The organism is Gordonia amarae NBRC 15530 (assembly GCF_000241345.1).
Classification (GTDB): Bacteria; Actinomycetota; Actinomycetes; order Mycobacteriales; family Mycobacteriaceae; genus Gordonia; species Gordonia amarae.
In genome coordinates this window covers 113,974-130,085 of record NZ_BAED01000059.1, presented here as the reverse complement: position 1 = coordinate 130,085, position 16,112 = coordinate 113,974, and the positions used below count along the sequence as shown (strand labels likewise).

The window sequence follows — 16,112 nt, the reverse complement described above, 5'->3', positions numbered from 1 at the left end:
CATGATCGACGCAGGCCATCGCGCGACCTCGTCCGAACCAGCCCACAGGAGTCACGGTCATGCAACTGTCCCCCGAGTCCGAAGCCGTCGTCGCCGCCACCGCGGCGGTCGTGGCCGAGCACGCCGACCAGATCACCGCCACCTTCTACCCCGACATGTTCGAAGCCCATCCCGAACTGCTCAACACCTTCAACACGGCCAACCAGGCGATCGGCGAGCAACCCAAAGCCCTCGCCGCCTCGGTCGTCGCGTTCGCGGTGCAACTCATCGACCCCGACGCCCCTGACTTCACCCCCGTGATGCAGCGCATCGCGCACAAACACGTTTCGCTCGGCATCCAGGCCACCGAATACATAATCGTCGGGCACTACCTGTTGAAGGCCGTCAAAACCGTGCTCGGCGATGCCATCACCCCCGAGGTCGCGGCCGCGTGGGACGAGGTCTACTGGCTGTTCGCCACCACGCTGATCGCCGACGAGGCGCGGCTGTACGCGCTCGGCGGCACCGACCCGGCTCACACCTGGCGCGACTACCGCGTGGTCGAGCGTTTCGAGGAAGCCGACGAGGTCTTCTCGCTGCTGCTCGCTCCCGTCAGCGGCGACATTCCGTCTCACCGCACCGGCCAGTACATCGCGATCCAGGTCGAACTTCCCGACGGAAGGCTCCAGCCCCGCCAGTACACGATCTCGTCGGGACCTCGCGGCGACACCCTGCGAGTGACGATCAAGCGGGTGCGCGGTATCGACGGCGCCCCCGACGGCCAGGTGTCGGGCTGGCTCTACGAGAACGCCACGCCCGGCACGGTACTGAAGGTCTCCCCGCCCGCCGGCGACGTGGTGCTCGACGAGTCCGACGGACCGATCGTGCTGGTGTCGGCAGGTATCGGCATCACCCCTGCCGCCGCGATCCTCGAGGACCTGTCACGCCGCCAGCCCGACCGCACCGTGCGACTCTTCCACGCCGACACCTCATTCGAGCATCACGCCCTCTACCAGGGGCTGCGCCGCCAGGTGCTCGCGATGAGCGATGCCAAGGCACAGAACTGGTACGAGCAGGGCGCCGACGAGGCTCCGACGCTGCACCCCGCGCGCAGCGGCTTCATGGATCTGAGCGACGTCGAACTGCCCGACAACGCCCAGGTGTTCATGTGCGGCCCGCTGCCCTTCATGCAGAAGATCAGGCACCAGCTCATCGCGCGTGGTGTGCCCTCCGAGCGCATCCAGTACGAGGTGTTCGGACCCGACCTGTGGGCACAGAACCCCGACTGACCCGCGTCGATCACCGCACGGTGATGCCGGTCGCGTGAGGCCTGATCCGAACAACCTCATGTGGCCGGCGCGACGTGCTCGAACTGCAAGCCCCATCTTTGTGCTCGATCGCACGAATACGGAAATCAGGCGGAGGACTTGCCATCGACAGACAGCGCCGGGCCTGCCGACAAGTCGCAGGTAGTCTTCTGGGATGGCCGACCAGTCCGATCATTCTGAAGGCTGGAACGACGTGGTCAGCGAGTACAAACAGGCCCGCTCCGCCGTCGGCGCAAGGATGGTTGCCACCTGGGCAGTCGACGCACTGCCGGACGGGGCCGAAGTCATCGACGTCGGTTGCGGAACGGGCATTCCGATCGCTGCGGCTCTGGCCGCCGAAGGGCTGACTGTCTTCGGCGTCGACGCATCCCCCCGGATGGTCGAGGAGTTCGAGCGGAACCTGCCCGGCATGCCGGTCCGGTGCGAGGCCGCACAGGACGGCGACTACTTCGACCGGCGTTTCGACGGAGCGGTATGTATCGGCCTGCTGTTTCTCCTCGAACCCGACGATCAGTTCACGTCACTGCGACGGCTTGCCGCAGCGATCCGCCCCGGTGGCAGGCTCCTGCTCTCCGTGCCTGCCGAACCGTGCGAGTGGCACGACGCGCAGACCGGCCGAAAGTCTCAATCGCTCGGCCACGCGGCGTACCTGGAGCACCTGCGGTCACTCGACATGCGGTTGACCGCGCTGATGATCGACGAAGGCGGCAACGACTACATCGACGCGGTCAAGAACGCCGACTCGACGGTCGACCCAGACATCGACGGCTGGGAAAAATAGCCCGCACTTCGCCGAACAGCCGTCTCCAATCAAACGCTAGACAGGAAGTCGCCTACACGTTGAAGCGGAACTCGACGACGTCGCCGTCTTTCATGATGTAGTCCTTGCCTTCCATCCGGACCTTGCCGGCGGCCTTGGCGGCGGCCATGGAGCCATTGGAATCGAGGTCGTCGAAGGAGACGATTTCGGCCTTGATGAAGCCTTTTTCGAAGTCGGTGTGGATGACGCCCGCGGCCTTGGGGGCGGTGTCACCCTGGTGGATGGTCCAGGCGCGGGACTCTTTCGGGCCGGCGGTGAGGTAGGTCTGCAGGCCGAGGGTGTGGAAACCGGCGCGGGCCAGGGAACGCAGGCCCGGTTCGGTCTGGCCGATCGAGTCCAGGAGTTCCTGGGCGTCTTCTTCGTCGAGTTCGAGGAGTTCGGATTCCACCTTGGCGTCGAGGAAGACGCCGTCGGCAGGGGCGATCGCGGCCAGGAGTTCAGCCTTCTTGGCGTCGTCAGTGAGGACGGCTTCGTCGGCGTTGAAGACGTAGAGGAACGGTTTGGCAGTCATCAGGTGCAGGCTGCGCACCGATGAGAGATCGAACGAATCATGCTGGGAGAAAAGGGTTTTGCCCGAGTTCAGGAGTTCCTGGGCCTGCTTGGCGGCGGCCAGTTCGGCGGCGAGGTCCTTGTTCTTCTTCGCCTCCTTTTCCAGCCGCGGGATCGCCTTCTCCAGGGTCTGCAGGTCGGCGAGGATCAGTTCGGTTTCGATGACCTCGATGTCGGCGAGCGGGTCGACACGCCCGTCGACGTGCACCACGTCGTCGTCGGCGAACACGCGCACCACCTGGCAGATCGCGTCGGCCTCGCGGATGTTGGCGAGGAACTGGTTACCCATGCCCTCACCCTCCGACGCGCCCTTGACGATGCCGGCAATGTCGACGAACGACACCGTGGCCGGGAGGATCCGCTCAGAGCCGAAGATCTCGGCGAGCCGGGTCAGCCGGGCGTCGGGCAGTTCGACGACACCGATGTTCGGTTCGATCGTCGCGAACGGGTAGTTCGCGGCGAGGACGTCGTTACGGGTCAGGGCGTTGAAAAGGGTCGACTTGCCGACGTTGGGCAGACCGACGATCCCGAGGGTGAGGCTCACGGGGGGTCAGTCTATCGGGCCGGGTGCGTCGGGTTTGCCGCCGTCCTCCTCCGGCTCCGGCTTGTCGGCCGGACCTCCGGAACCGGCGGGCACGTCGGCATCGTCTTCGTCGGGTGACAGTTCGTAGTCCTCCCCCACCTCCTCGGTGATCGGGGCCCCCACCGGCGGCAACGTCTCACCCGCCCGCTCGGCGATCTGCTCGTTGAGATAGCGGAACACCACTGCGATACACGCCGCCGCCGGCACCGCCAGGAACGCGCCCGTGATGCCGAACATGGTGCTGCCGAGCGTGACCGCGAGCAGCACGATCACCGCGTGCAGATCCATCGACTTGGCCTGCAGCCACGGCTGCAGCACGTTCCCCTCGAGTTGCTGTACGGCGATGATGATGGCCAGCACGATCAGCGCCGTGGTCAGGCCGTTGGTGACCAGCGCGATCAGCACGGCCAGCGCACCGGCGACGAACGCGCCGACGATCGGGATGAAGCCACCGAGGAAGGTGATCACCATCAGCACCCACGCCAACGGCACATCGAGGATCAGCAGACCGATGCCGATGAAGAAGGCGTCGATGAAACTGACCAGCGCCTGAGTTCGGATGAATCCGCCGAGGGTGTTCCACATCCGCAGCAGCACCTCGCCGAGGTGGTAGCCGGCGGGACGTCCCACGGTGCGGTCGAGCCACGGCACGAACTTCGGCCCGTCCTTGAGGAAGAAGAACACCAGCACGAGCGTGGTGAACAAGGTCACGATGATCGACGTCGCGGTGCCCACCCCGGAGAACACACCGGCGGCAATGGTGGTGGCGCTCGACTGCACCTTGCCGATGATGGTGTCGACGACCTTGTCGACCTGCTCATCCTCGATATTGAGCGGTGGACCCTGCAGCCAGTCGTACACCTTGTTGATGCCGTCGGTGGCCTTGCTCGCCAGGTCGGGAACCTGATCGATGATCGACGGGACGATCACGGCGAGAATTCCGGCGATCACGCCGAGACCGACGAGCATCATCACCACGGCCGCGGCGGCGGGGGGAACCCGATGGTCGCGCAGCCAGCGGACCGGCGGCCACAGCACCGTGCACAGCACGATGGCGAACAGCACCGGCAGCAGCACCACCCACGTCTTGCCGAGCACCCAGAAGAGCACCCACAGGCCGAGCGCACAGGCCACCACCTGCAGGCTCACGAAGGCCGTCGACCGCAATCCGCTCAGCATGATGGCGGTGCGGGTCGGATACTGCCGGGGTCCGTCGGCCCCGCCGTCCTGGGCGTTGTCGGTCACCCTCGCATCCTCACACATTCCGGCGAAATCGGACGCGATGACACTGTCGTCTCACGAGGTTTCGAGGCTTGTGGCCAACGCTCCTCGCACCTCAACCGGCGGAGTGGGGGAGATCGAGGACACGAGGGCCCACCGATCGAGGCCCGGCACCTGACTACTGCCGACGGCGGCGGCCGAACCATCCTTCGACGGCGCGTGCGAGCTGGGTGATGGCCTCGAGTTCGAGACAGGTGGCCGACGCGGACACGTCGTCGGTCCGCGCAGGCACCATCGTCCGCCGTTCTTGGCGACGCGTCTCGGCGTCGACGGCGTCCGCGCCGTAGAGGCCGGTCAGAACGCGGAGTGCCCATTCGGGGTACTCCGACAGCGGTACGTCTCCGGCTCCCGGATCGGTGCCCCCCAGGCGAAACGGTGTGCTCATGCCCTTATTAATACACCAAGTGTGTCGTACATCACCAACGTAGTTGCAACGTCAACAGGCTTTGTCGTACCCGACGTGCATCATGTGTCCCATGAGTCTCGCCGCAGTTCTGCTCGCCGTGGTCGCACTGCTCATGGGCTTCGCGCTGGGCTGGGCCGTCCATGCCGCCCGGGGCGGCTCGGAGCTGGCCGCCGCCCGCGCCGAGGCCGCCACCCTGCGCTCCTCGCACGAGATGGCGGCGGGCGCGTTGGCCGCCGCCTCCGAGGACGCCGCCCGCAGGCAGTCGGCGGCCATCGGATCGGCGGTCGGGCATCTGGTCGACCCGCTGCGCAATACCCTCAACCAGCTCGGCGAGGAGCTGCGCCGCGTCGAGCACGGGCGCATCAACGCCTACGCGGGGTTGTCCGAGCAGGTCCGGGGCATGCACCAGACCTCGCACCGGCTGCAGGACCAGACCCAGGCCCTGGCCAACGCGTTGCACACCCCGCACGTCCGGGGACGCTGGGGTGAGGTACAGCTCGAGCGGATCGTCGAACTGTCCGGCATGAGCAGGCACTGTGACTTCTCCACACAGGTGTCGCGGTCGGGCAGCCGCGGCGACGATCCGTCGGGTATCCGCCCGGACATGGTGGTGCATCTGCCGCAGGGCCGCGACATCGTCATCGACTCGAAGGTGCCCCTGCACGCCTACCTGGAGGCCACCGCCGAGACCGACCCCGATGCGATCGCCGACGCGCTCACGGCGCACGCCCGCGCCCTGCGTGGTCACATCAAGCAGCTCTCGTCCAAGGCGTACTGGTCGTCGTTTGACAACACACCCGACCTCGTCGTGCTGTTCCTGCCCAGCGACCCGGTGCTCGACGCCGCCGCCCGCGCCGACCCGGACCTGATCGAGTACGCCTTCGGGCTCAATGTGGTGCCGGCCACCCCGGCCACCCTGATGACGCTGCTGCGCACTGTCGCCCTGTCGTGGCGGACCGACGCGATGGCCCAGGACGCGGCATCCATTCACCGGCTCGGCGTCGAGCTGCATCAACGCATCGACAGTGTCCTTACCCACATCGACCGTGTCGGGGTGGGGCTGCGGCGTGCGGTCGAGTCGTACAACTCGGCGGTCGGGGTGATCGACACGCGGGTCGCGGTCACCGCGCGCAAACTCGCCGACCTCGAAGCCCTCGGTGACCTGGCCGAACCCACCGTACCGGCGGAGGTGGACGCGGTGCCTCGGCAGGCCGCCCGCGACCGCGTCACAGACGACGACACCGTCCGTCCCATGATTCCCGGAAGTCGCGCCCAGCAACACTGACCGGAAACACCTCGGTTGCGGTCCGGCGGATCGGGCCGCATTACCGGTACCGTCTAGATGTGTTTTCTGCGCAACGAACCGCATCGGCGGTGCCGGCCGACCAACAGTCGGTGCTGCCCACCGTGCGCGGCGTTCCCTGGTGGGGCGCGGTCCTGGTCGCAGTCGTGATCACCGCGGTCGGCGCGGGTATCGACGCCCGCAGCACCGACGAACTCGGCGCGACGTTCAAGTTCTGCTTCCTCGTCGGGTGCGTCGCCGCGGCTCTGCTGGTCCGGCGGCGGGCGCTGTTCACCGCTGCCGCCCAGCCACCACTGGTGGCATTCGGTGTGGGCATCATCACCCTGTACACGGTCAACGCCGACCGCGCGTCGGCAAGCCTCAAGAGTCTGATCCTGCAGGTGCTGCTGCCGATCGCGGATGTGTTCCCGTGGCTGGCGATCACCTTCCTGGTGACGCTGGCGCTGGTGGTGGCCCGCTGGTACGTCACAAAGAAGCAGTCGCCGGCGGAGTCCTCGACTCCCCGCACGAAGGCGTCCAAGCGAAGCTCGTCGGACACCCGGGAACACACCCGGTCGGCCCGGAAGGCCACCGACAAGCGGTCGACCAAGTCCGATGTCCAGGAAGCCGCGTCCGGTGAACAGACCATTGTCATGTCCGGCCGTGGCCGCAGCCGGCGGTCCCGCCCACGCCCCGGCGGCGACGCCGCACCGACCCGTTCCGCCCGTACCGAGTCACCCGCCCGCTCCGGCTCTGCCAAGACACGCTCCTCCCCCGCGCGCACCCCGGCCGCAGGTGGTCAGCGCCGCGCCACGGCCGGCCAGGTCTCGCGGGCGGCGGCCAAGTCGTTCATCCCCGGATCGCCGGCCGACGAGCGCACCGAGGCATTTGAGACGCCTAAAGATCGGCCCTGATCGGGGCCGGTACAGTCACGCGAGTTCGCCGCGCACCCAGTCCCCCAGTTCCCGGGCGGCCTTGTCGACCAGTTGCGGCCAGTCCAGGGCCTTCTCGTCGGCGCTGTCGCTGACGACCTTCACCAGCGTCACCGGGATCTCGAACGCGGCCGCCACGTGCGCGATCGCGCATCCTTCCATGTCGACGAGGTCGGCGCGGGCGGCCAGCGTCTCGCGGTGCACCGGGTCGGCGACGAAGGTGTCGCCGGTGGCGAGCACGGTGCCGTCGCCACCGGCCACATCCCAGGTGTCCACCACCGGATAGCCCATGGCCTGCAGGGCGTCGCTGCTGATGTCGTGTTCGATCACCTTCGACGGCACGAACAGCCCGGCGTGATGATCGTGCAGCGCGCCCGCGGTGCCGATATTGACGATGCGATGCGCCGGTGCCCCGGCCGCCAGCTCGCGGGTGAGTGCCACGGCCGCGGCGACCTTGCCGATGCCGGTGATCAGCAGGCGCGCGCCGTCGGGAACGTAGCGGGCCTCCGATCGGGTCGCGGACACGAGCAGGACACCGGGATCGAGTGTGGTCACACCGCTTATGCTGCCATCGCGACCGTGGCCCGCGCAGCACGGCCGAGCGCGGTGCCGTAGCCGGGTCCGTGGCCGGCGGCGTGCACCGCCAGCGGATGCAGCTGGTGCAGCGGCACCCGGTCCCGCCAACCGGTCCGCAGCGGGAACTCGGCCAGGTAACCGTCGAGAATGTCGTCGAAGAGCCGGACACCGAACAGCGCGAGCATCGCCAGGTCGGTTTCGCGGTGGCCACCGTGCGCGGCCGGATCGATCATCGTCACCCCGTCGGGTGTCCACAGCGCGTTTCCCGCCCAGAGGTCGCCGTGGATACGTGCGGGCGGCGCGGCGTCATCGAAGGTGCCGGCGGCGATGAGTTCGCAGGCGCGGCGCACATCGTCGGCGTCGGTGTGGTTGAGGTTGCCGGCGGCGATCGCCGGCCCGAGGTACGGTTCGACGCGCTCGGCGGCGTAGAACGCGCCCCACGTCGGATGGGTGCGGGAGCTGAGGGGACGTTCGCCGATGAACTGCTTGCCCGTGTACCCGGCGGGTGGAGCGCCGAACGTGTCCGCGCCCGCCGAATGCATCGCCGCGAGAGCGCGCCCGAAGTCGATCGCGGCCTGCCGGCCGGGCCGTGCCGAATCCAGGTGGGCCAGTTCTATGAAGTCCGTACCCACCGACAGCACGTCGACGACCGGCGCTCCGGCGTCGGCGAGCCACCGCAGCCCCGCTGCCTCAGCCGCGAAGAAGTCGGGGTCGACGCCGGGCCGGTGCTTGCGGAACACCTGACCCGCGTGCGGCCGTCGGGGCGGTTTACGCACTCGTGCGGGCCAGCTTGCTGAACCTGTTGTTGGCGATCCGCATCACGACCTCGTACGGCAGCGCGAACTTGCGCTTCCACCAGTATCCGAAGCGGGTGTCGAAGGACGTGTAGACGACGAATTTGTTCTTCTCGACACCGGCGATGATCGCCGCGGCCGCTTTCTCCGGGGTGACGGCGATCTTGTGGAAGTTGTCGATCTGCTTGCGCACCTTGGGATCGTCCTTGTCTACTCCCACGATGTCGACGGTTCCCACCAGCGGGGTGGCCACCCCGCCCGGACACACCACGGAGACTCCGATGTTGTGCTGGCGCAGGTCCATGCGTAGCACCTCGGACACCCCGCGGATGCCGAACTTGCTGGCGCTGTAGGCGGCGTGCCAGGGCAGCGCGAGCAACCCCGCCGCCGACGACACGTTCACCAGATGTCCACCCTCGCCACGCCGGACCATTTGCGGCACAAAGCATTCGATGATGTGGATGGGTCCCATGAGGTTGACGTCGACCATGGCACGCCAGTGCCGGTGCTCGAGGTTCTCGACGGTGCCCCAGGCCGAGATGCCGGCAACGTTCATGACGACGTCCATCGTGCCGACCTGCTCGTCGACCTCTGCGCCGAACGACTTCACCCATTCGTAGTCGGACACATCGCCGGCCCGGGACAGCGCGACGGTGCCGCCCGCGCCTTCGATCTCGGCCACCACCGTGTCGAGGTCGGCGGTCCGCAGGTCGGTGAGCACCAGCCGTGCCCCGTCACGGGCAGCGGCGAGGGCCGTCGAGCGACCGATGCCGCTGGCGGCACCGGTGATGAGGACGGTGCGACCGCGGAGCGTGGGCACCGGCGGCTTCATGACGACGAGATCCTTCACAGCCATAGTTCGACCTTAATCAGCGATCGGTCGGTGCTCACGCCACCCCATCCTCCCTGTGAGGGGCCGCGCGAACCCGATTGTGGGCGGGTCAGATCGGCAGTTTGCCTCCCGCGAGACCGTACACGACCTCGAGCATCGCTTTGAGGACCTCGGAGAAAACATCTGATCCATCGGTGGCGAAAACCTTCATGACCTCGGAGGCATCCCCCGCCGCCATGAGCTTCTGCACGAACGGCAGCACCGTCTGCAGACCCGCGAAGGCATTGTCGTCGGCAACGGGCGTGGCCGGCTCCGGCGGGTTGCCGGTGCTCACCGGGGCCGTGTCCTTCGATGCCGCGGTGGGGATGACCTTGGTGCCCGATTTGGTGACGTACCGGGTGATGCCGTCGGTGATGGCCAGCGCGTACTTGAGCTGCCCTTCCTTGGAGGTCAGCGCCGACGCCTCGGCCGGGTTGGACAGGTTGCCCATCTCGATGAACACCGCGGGCACCTTGGTGAGGTTGACCGCCGCGATGTCCGAGCGGGTCTGCAGCCCGTTCTGCACGCCTGCGTAGTTGGCCGGCGACAGACCCGCGCCGACGAAGGCGTCCCGCATCGCCGACGATGCGGTACGGCCGGCTCCGGACTGGACCCGGTTGACCGTCTTGTCGGGGAGCGGCAGCTTGGGCACGATCATGTGGAAGCCCTTGTGGCCGTTATCCGCACCCGCGGAGGTGGAGTCGGCGTGCAGGCTCACCGCCACCGACGCACCCGACCGGCTCGCGGCGGCGGCGCGCTGATCGACGCAGCCTCCCCAGCCCTTGTCGTCGGGACGGCTGAGCACGACCTTGGCGCCCTGGCTCTCCAGCCCCGCCTTGACGAGCTGGGTGATCTGCCAGTTGACGGTGTGTTCGGGTACGCCGTTGATGGCTGTGGCGCCGGTGGTCTGGCAGTCCTTCTTGCCGCCGCGGCCGTCGGGCACCTGGGCGCCCAGGTTGTGACCGGCGGCGCTGCCCTGGTGGCCGGGGTCGAGGAACACCGTCTTGCCGGCAAGCGATGCCGCGCGTGGGGCGGCCTGGGCGTCGGGCGCGACGAGGGTGGTCGCTGCCACCGTCGATGCCGCGGCGACGGACACCGCGGCGATGGTCATGCGCGTTCGCGTGAATCGGGTGTTGAACATGTGTCTTCGGCACCACGGCGCACATCTGCGCGCGGGTCGGTGCCGCCTCCCTTCAATTGCGCAACTCTGGTCACAGCAGTCTCATTTGTAACAAGTGAACCAGACGAGCGCCAGGATGAGAATTCGGCGGGAGCCGAGACGGTCAATCGTTAGGGAGCTGTGACGGCACCGGCAGGTGCCGGGTGATGCGCAGGATCCCGAACTCGTCGTCGAGGTCCGGAGCCGCGACCAGGCCGCCAAGATCTGCTCTGACCTGGACTTCGTCGACACCGGTGCCGATGACGACGAGGCTGCTGACCGGCGGCCGGGGCATCCGCCGCACACCGGTGCGTTCAGTGCGCACAAATCCGCCGACGGCATGCACCGCGAACTGTTCGCCCGCACCCGCGAGCCACACGACGCCCTTGATCCGGTAGCACCCGACGGGTGGCCGTTCGAGCAGTTCGGCGAGCCGCCGCGGATCAAGAACACCTTCGACCTGAACCGACACCGAGGTGAACGCATCATGTAAATGCCGTGCATGCCCGGTGCCGCACTCCCCCGCCGCGTGCTCGTCTGCGTCAGATTCTTCTTCTGCGTCAGATTCTTCTGCGTCAGATTCTTCTGCGCCAGATTCTTCTGCGCGCAGCAGTTCGTCGAGGGTGAGTTGCCGCGGCAGGTCGTCGGAAGGTTGCGGCCGCGACCCCGGATCGAACAGGGCTCGGGCGTCGATGTGGCCCTCCGTGGTGACCACGGCCGGTGCCGTCGGATTGAGTTCGCGGGCCATGTCGAGCACGCCGGACAGCACGTCACCGTCGACGAGGTCCGCCTTGTTGATCACCACGAGGTCGGCGATCGCCAGGTGCCCGCCGATCTCCGGGTGCAGTTGCCGCGTGAGGGTGGCCGCGGCCGCATCGAGGACGTACACGAGTCCGCCGTAGCGGATCGCAGGATCGGCGACGGCCACCACCATCTTGATCAGCGCCCTCGGTTCCGCGATGCCGCTGGCCTCGACGACGATCGCGTCCAGTCCCGCGGCCGGGTCGGCGAGCCCGCTGAGCGCGTCGCCCAGGCCGTCGGCGTCGACGCTGCAGCACAGGCAGCCGTTACCGAAGCTGATCGTGCCCGCACTCTGCCCGGCCACCAGCAGCGCGTCGACGTTGATGGCACCGAAGTCGTTGACGATCACCCCGAGCCGCGCACCGACGGTGTTGCCGAGCAGCGCGTTGAGCAGCGTCGTCTTGCCCGCCCCCAGAAAACCCGCGACGACGATGACCGGGATCGCGGGACGGTCCCGTCGCCGGCTCACGAAGACGCGGGCACCGCGTCGGCTGTGGACGCACGCTCTGGGGGCACACACTCGGGGCACACGACGCGCAGTTCCCGGCCGAGGCGGTCGGGATAGTTCTCGATGTGGCTGGTGGGCGCGCCGCATTCGGAGCACCGCCCGATCACCTCGGTGTGATCGGAGAAGTCGACGGTCATCCGGTCGTCGAAGACGAACATCGATCCCTCCCACAGACCGTCGTCGCCGAAGGTCTCGCCGTATCGGGCGATGCCACCGTCGAGCTGGTAGACGTCGCCGAAACCGCGGGCCTTCATCAGCCGGGTGAGCACCTCGCAGCGCACCCCGCCTGTGCAGTAGGTGACCACCGTGCGGTCCTTGAGGTCGTCGAAGGCACCGCTGTCGAGCAGCGGCACGAAGTCGCGGGTGGTGTCCGCGGGCGGGACGACGGCGTTCTTGAACCGGCCGACCTGCGCCTCGATGGCGTTGCGGCCGTCGAAGAAGACCACGTCGTCGCCCTTGTCGGCGACGAGCTCGTGCAGTTGCTCGGGCGTGAGTCGGGTACCGCCGCCGACGACCCCGTTCTCGTCGACCTCGAGTTCGCCGGGCACCCCGAAGGTGACGATCTCGGGGCGCGTCTTGACGCTGAGCCGCGGGAAATCCGAACCTGTCCCTTCGGACCATTTGATGTCCGCACCGGCGAATGGCGCGTACCTTTTGGTGGCCCTCACGTACTGTTTGACGGCGGAGATATCGCCACCGACCGTGGCGTTGATCCCGTGCGGCGACACGATTACTCTGCCGGTGACCCCGGTCGACTCGCCCGCCGCCTGCTGCCAGAGCCTGATCGCCTCAGGGTCGGGCAGGGGGGTGAACACGTAGAACAGCACGATCTTAGGGGTTGCCACGGTGCAATGGTACGGACTCGGGGGGCACGGACTCAGGGACCACCGGCCCGGCGCACGCCGCTGGATCGCCGGCGCCGGCATCGGTGTGCTGGTGCCACTGCTGGCCGCCGGGTGTTCCCTGCTCGACGATTCGGCACCCGACCAGATCGTGCTGCCGCCGACCGACGAGTTGTCGACGTTCACCGCGCCGTCCACCTCGACCACCACCAGTTCCACGATCGAGTCGCGCGATACCCCGAACCGGCTGCGTGAGGGCACCATCGGCCGGGTGATGTCCCTGGCGCCGCGGGCCGACACGGCAGACTACGAGAAGGGCGCCGCCACCCGAACCGGTCCCCGGGGCAATGCCTCGGGGTTTCATTTCTCGACGCCCGACCGCACGATCAACTGTTCCACCTCGCTCGACAGCCGGACGCTGGTGTGCCGGGTCAACGGTGGCACCCTCACCGACGAACCGTCCGCGGACTCACCCGGCACCGACCGTGACGCGCCCTCGTGCGACAAGTCCAAGAATCTGGTCACTTTGACCTCGGACGGCGCCCGGCTCGGTCTGTGTGACGACGGCAAAGACGTCAATCTCCTCTACCGGAGCACCGTGTTGCCCTATGGCACCACCATCACGATGTCCCGGATCTCGTGCCTGACGGACGTATCGGGGCTGTATTGCCTCGAATCTCGTTCCAAGGGCGGGTTCATGATCACCGGCTCGCAGTTCGCGTACCTCGACGCCACCGATCCCGCACCGAAATCGATGATCAACAGCGGCGACAGCACCGACGACACCACCGATGTGACCGATCCCGCACCGGAACCGGGAAGCGACGGACCTTAAGTCCCGGACCACCTTCGGCCGACCAGGATTCGGGCACCTCGGCCGGCGATGTGACGCACGCCGCGACGCCTCGGCAGAAACCTTATATTTCCCTGTGAATTAACCGCTATTCATTCAGAGTCACAACGAAACGATGCGGCGGCGCACAATCGGTTGAATCGCACCGGAACTCACAATTCGGATCTTATAGTCGTAAGCACCGGACCAGCCGGCCATTGATGCAGCACCGGTTGTTGTATGCTTGGTTTCACCCCTTCGGCCGACAGGTGCGGCCGATATAGGCGTGTCACGACTTTGGCAATCACGAACGGAGCGCAGGATGGCAAAGAAGGAAGTGATCCAGGTCATTGACGATCTGGATGGTGCTGCCCTCGATGAATACGAAACGATCGAGTGGAGCGTCGACGGTAAGACGTATGAGTTCGACACTTCGGCGGAACACGCCGAGGAGTTCCGGAACACCCTCGCCACCTATATCGGTGCCTCTCGTGTCATCTCCCCCGTCCGTGGTGGCCGGCGTGCTGCCGCGTCCAACGGTGGCGGCCGGACCAAGGAAGAGACCCAGGCGATCCGCGAGTGGGCTCAGGACAACGGCTATGAGGTCAGCGACCGGGGCCGTATCTCGCACTTCATCATCGAGGCCTACCAGTCCGCTCACTGAGCATTCTGCCCGACTGACGCGGTGCGCCGGTGGACTCGGTGTCCACCGGCGGACCGCGCCTGACCTGGCCTGTGATCCCCGCGTTTACTTGATCCCAGCGGTTATTTGATCTCGGTCCGCAGAATCCGCAGAATGCCGAAGGTCAGCGGAATACCGATCCACACAATCCCCGAGACGATCAGACGCATCCATTCCCCACCGCTCACCCAGTCACCCGACTGGAACGGTGCCTGGGTGAGCGAGGAATCAATCCACTCGCCGACGCTGTCCTTGAACGCGGGCAACAGTTCGTTCACGATGCTGAGCGCCGTCGGCAGCGCGAAGTAGCCGACAATCGCGCCCGGGGTGTTCAGGATCAACGCCGCGAACGCGAATCCGAGCAGAAGATTGAAGATCTGAATCGTGAATGAATTGACGATACCGGCAAGCGTCATCGACCAGCTGCCGGCGGGATCGGAATAGAGCATTCCCGCGATGACGGCGCCGACCGCTCCGAGCACCAGGCTGAGCGCGACCGCACTGACTGCGGCGATGAAGGACGTCGCCAACTTGGCGATCACCACCCGCTCCCGGCGAGGTTCCATCGCGAAGGTGGTGAGCGCGGTCCGCTGACTCCATTCGCCGGTGACCAGCAGGATCGCCATCACCGGCAGGATGATCGCAGTGGGGATGTTCATCAGGCCGAAGAAGTCGCCGAAGGTCAGGTTCTCCGGCTTGTTCCGGTTGCCCGCCAGCATGCCGATCATCACGGCCAGCGCGATGAGGCCGATGGACGCCATCAACCAGAACCCGGCGCGGGTGTCGACAAGTTTGCGCATTTCGACGCGGATGAGTCTGCTCATCGGGATTCCCGGCCGGCCGGTGTCGAGGACGGCGGGCGGTGTGGCTGTGGTGGTCATTGCGGTGCCCCCTGAGTGGCTGAACCCTCACGCGCGGTCGCCGCGGTGAGATCGAGAAACATCTGTTCGAGATTGGCCCCGTCGCCGGGACGCAGTTCGACGAGCGGGATCTGAATGCGCGCGGCGAGTCTGCCGATGTCCTCGGGTGCGACGTCGGCGAGGAAACCGCCCTCGATCACGGGCCGGGCGACGATACCGGCCGCGGTCATCGCCTGCAGCAACGCGTCGTCGTCGAGTGACCGGACCCGGGTGCCGTTGCCGGCGAGCAGTTCCTCCTTGGTGCCCTGCGCCACGATCCGGCCTTGCCCGATCACGACGAGGTCATCGGCGATGATCTCGATCTCGTGCAGCAGATGAGAGGACAGCAACACCGTTCCGCCCCGGTCGGCGTAGTCGCGCAGCAGCGTCCGCATCCAGTGGATACCCGCCGGGTCGAGGCCGTTGGCCGGTTCGTCGAGGATCAGGATCTGCGGGTCGCCGAGGAGCGCGTTGGCTATTCCGAGGCGCTGGCGCATGCCGAGCGAGTAGTTGCGCACCCGGCGCCGGGATTCCTCGGCGGTGAGGCTGACCATCTCCAGCATCTCGTCGACGCGGGTCCGGCCGACGCCGAGGGTCATCGCGCTCAGCCGCAGGATCTCGGCACCGGTGCGTCCGGCGTGCTGCGCCGACGCGTCGAGGAGCACCCCGACCTCGGTGGCCGGGTTGTGGATATCGCGGTAGGAACTGCCACACACGGTGGCCGTTCCGGAGGTGGCGGGTGTCAGACCGGCGATGATGCGCATCGTGGTGGATTTCCCGGCTCCGTTGGGACCGAGGAATCCGGTGACCCGCCCCGGTTTGGACGTGAACGACACGTCGTCGAGCGCGACGTAGTCGCCGTATCTCTTGGTGAGGTTTTCGACGGTGATCATGGTGTCCATCGTGAACCGGCACGTCGCCGGGCGCATCGGGCGACGGGACGAATCGGGATCAGCCGAAAGTCGGACATCACCCTGACCGGGCGGCT

General features: G+C 67.0%; 17 protein-coding genes. 6 read left to right on the top strand and 11 right to left on the bottom strand.

Features of this window, described 5'->3' with window-relative positions; translation table 11 throughout:
- Positions 1-59 precede the first annotated feature (59 nt).
- Both GOAMR_RS16840 and GOAMR_RS16835 read left to right on the top strand, forming a co-directional pair.
- Positions 60-1,268 carry a globin domain-containing protein gene (locus tag GOAMR_RS16840; RefSeq protein WP_005190561.1) on the top strand — a complete coding sequence of 403 codons (1,209 nt, stop codon included), beginning with the start codon at positions 60-62 and terminating at the stop codon, positions 1,266-1,268.
- Between the two features lie 193 nt (positions 1,269-1,461).
- A complete protein-coding gene (locus GOAMR_RS16835) occupies positions 1,462-2,088 on the top strand; it encodes a class I SAM-dependent methyltransferase (RefSeq protein ID WP_005190560.1) in 627 nt (208 codons plus the stop codon).
- A 52-nt stretch (positions 2,089-2,140) separates the two neighbouring features.
- On the opposite strand, the gene ychF is transcribed toward GOAMR_RS16835, so the two are convergent.
- From ychF to GOAMR_RS16820, 3 genes are all read right to left on the bottom strand, one after another.
- Positions 2,141-3,220, bottom strand: a complete 1,080-nt coding sequence (gene ychF / locus GOAMR_RS16830) for a redox-regulated ATPase YchF (protein WP_005190558.1) — start codon at positions 3,218-3,220, stop codon at positions 2,141-2,143.
- Positions 3,221-3,226: 6 nt separating this feature from the next.
- The gene (locus GOAMR_RS16825; RefSeq protein ID WP_083836995.1) at positions 3,227-4,522 is read right to left on the bottom strand and encodes an AI-2E family transporter; all 1,296 of its coding nucleotides are present in this window, start codon (positions 4,520-4,522) and stop codon (positions 3,227-3,229) included.
- Positions 4,523-4,658: 136 nt separating this feature from the next.
- The gene (locus tag GOAMR_RS16820) at positions 4,659-4,925 is read right to left on the bottom strand and encodes a hypothetical protein (protein WP_005190554.1); all 267 of its coding nucleotides are present in this window, start codon (positions 4,923-4,925) and stop codon (positions 4,659-4,661) included.
- Between the two features lie 91 nt (positions 4,926-5,016).
- Here GOAMR_RS16820 and GOAMR_RS16815 point away from each other — a divergent pair, with 91 nt between their 5' ends.
- Together GOAMR_RS16815 and GOAMR_RS23755 are read left to right on the top strand one after the other, a co-directional pair.
- On the top strand, positions 5,017-6,231 hold the full coding sequence (locus tag GOAMR_RS16815) for a DNA recombination protein RmuC (RefSeq protein WP_005190552.1): 1,215 nt from the start codon (positions 5,017-5,019) through the stop codon (positions 6,229-6,231).
- 59 nt (positions 6,232-6,290) lie between these two features.
- A complete protein-coding gene (locus GOAMR_RS23755) occupies positions 6,291-7,142 on the top strand; it encodes a DUF6542 domain-containing protein (protein WP_138943782.1) in 852 nt (283 codons plus the stop codon).
- Positions 7,143-7,157: 15 nt separating this feature from the next.
- Here GOAMR_RS23755 and GOAMR_RS16805 read toward each other — a convergent pair whose 3' ends face one another.
- The 6 genes from GOAMR_RS16805 to trhO all read right to left on the bottom strand — a co-directional run bounded on the left by GOAMR_RS16805 (position 7,158) and on the right by trhO (position 12,714).
- Positions 7,158-7,715, bottom strand: coding sequence for a nucleosidase (locus GOAMR_RS16805; protein WP_005190548.1), 558 nt, complete (start codon positions 7,713-7,715; stop codon positions 7,158-7,160).
- A 5-nt stretch (positions 7,716-7,720) separates the two neighbouring features.
- Positions 7,721-8,512 carry a fructosamine kinase family protein gene (locus GOAMR_RS16800; protein WP_005190545.1) on the bottom strand — a complete coding sequence of 264 codons (792 nt, stop codon included), beginning with the start codon at positions 8,510-8,512 and terminating at the stop codon, positions 7,721-7,723.
- On the bottom strand, positions 8,505-9,386 hold the full coding sequence (locus tag GOAMR_RS16795) for an SDR family oxidoreductase (protein ID WP_005190543.1): 882 nt from the start codon (positions 9,384-9,386) through the stop codon (positions 8,505-8,507). Before GOAMR_RS16795 ends, GOAMR_RS16800 begins: the two co-directional genes overlap by 8 nt.
- An 85-nt stretch (positions 9,387-9,471) precedes the next feature.
- Positions 9,472-10,542, bottom strand: a complete 1,071-nt coding sequence (locus tag GOAMR_RS16790; RefSeq protein WP_005190540.1) for an N-acetylmuramoyl-L-alanine amidase — start codon at positions 10,540-10,542, stop codon at positions 9,472-9,474.
- Between the two features lie 142 nt (positions 10,543-10,684).
- Entirely contained in the window at positions 10,685-11,830 is a 1,146-nt protein-coding gene (locus GOAMR_RS16785) for a CobW family GTP-binding protein (protein ID WP_005190537.1), read from the bottom strand.
- Positions 11,827-12,714 (bottom strand): oxygen-dependent tRNA uridine(34) hydroxylase TrhO, encoded by an 888-nt coding sequence (trhO, locus tag GOAMR_RS16780; protein WP_005190534.1) that lies wholly within the window; start codon positions 12,712-12,714, stop codon positions 11,827-11,829. The genes GOAMR_RS16785 and trhO overlap by 4 nt, the downstream gene beginning before the upstream one ends.
- A gap of 1 nt (position 12,715) precedes the next feature.
- Here trhO and GOAMR_RS16775 point away from each other — a divergent pair, with 1 nt between their 5' ends.
- Entirely contained in the window at positions 12,716-13,546 is an 831-nt protein-coding gene (locus GOAMR_RS16775; protein WP_005190530.1) for a hypothetical protein, read from the top strand.
- Between the two features lie 319 nt (positions 13,547-13,865).
- Positions 13,866-14,207, top strand: a complete 342-nt coding sequence (locus tag GOAMR_RS16770; protein ID WP_005190528.1) for a histone-like nucleoid-structuring protein Lsr2 — start codon at positions 13,866-13,868, stop codon at positions 14,205-14,207.
- Positions 14,208-14,308: 101 nt separating this feature from the next.
- Here GOAMR_RS16770 and GOAMR_RS16765 read toward each other — a convergent pair whose 3' ends face one another.
- Together GOAMR_RS16765 and GOAMR_RS16760 are read right to left on the bottom strand one after the other, a co-directional pair.
- Entirely contained in the window at positions 14,309-15,106 is a 798-nt protein-coding gene (locus tag GOAMR_RS16765; protein WP_005190525.1) for an ABC transporter permease, read from the bottom strand.
- Positions 15,103-16,017, bottom strand: coding sequence for an ABC transporter ATP-binding protein (locus tag GOAMR_RS16760; RefSeq protein ID WP_085949077.1), 915 nt, complete (start codon positions 16,015-16,017; stop codon positions 15,103-15,105). The genes GOAMR_RS16765 and GOAMR_RS16760 overlap by 4 nt, the downstream gene beginning before the upstream one ends.
- Positions 16,018-16,112: the final 95 nt, after the last annotated feature.

Bases quoted from the DNA above. Each gene is read 5' to 3' on its own strand.
- GOAMR_RS16840 (WP_005190561.1), top strand. From the start codon at position 60: ATGCAACTGTCCCCCGAGTCCGAAGCCGTCGTCGCCGCCACCGCGGCG.
- GOAMR_RS16835 (WP_005190560.1), top strand. From the start codon at position 1,462: ATGGCCGACCAGTCCGATCATTCTGAAGGCTGGAACGACGTGGTCAGC.
- GOAMR_RS16825 (WP_083836995.1), bottom strand. From the start codon at position 4,522: ATGTGTGAGGATGCGAGGGTGACCGACAACGCCCAGGACGGCGGGGCC.
- GOAMR_RS16820 (WP_005190554.1), bottom strand. From the start codon at position 4,925: ATGAGCACACCGTTTCGCCTGGGGGGCACCGATCCGGGAGCCGGAGAC.
- GOAMR_RS16815 (WP_005190552.1), top strand. From the start codon at position 5,017: ATGAGTCTCGCCGCAGTTCTGCTCGCCGTGGTCGCACTGCTCATGGGC.
- GOAMR_RS16795 (WP_005190543.1), bottom strand. From the start codon at position 9,386: ATGGCTGTGAAGGATCTCGTCGTCATGAAGCCGCCGGTGCCCACGCTC.
- GOAMR_RS16790 (WP_005190540.1), bottom strand. From the start codon at position 10,542: ATGTTCAACACCCGATTCACGCGAACGCGCATGACCATCGCCGCGGTG.
- GOAMR_RS16770 (WP_005190528.1), top strand. From the start codon at position 13,866: ATGGCAAAGAAGGAAGTGATCCAGGTCATTGACGATCTGGATGGTGCT.
- GOAMR_RS16765 (WP_005190525.1), bottom strand. From the start codon at position 15,106: ATGACCACCACAGCCACACCGCCCGCCGTCCTCGACACCGGCCGGCCG.
- GOAMR_RS16760 (WP_085949077.1), bottom strand. From the start codon at position 16,017: ATGATCACCGTCGAAAACCTCACCAAGAGATACGGCGACTACGTCGCG.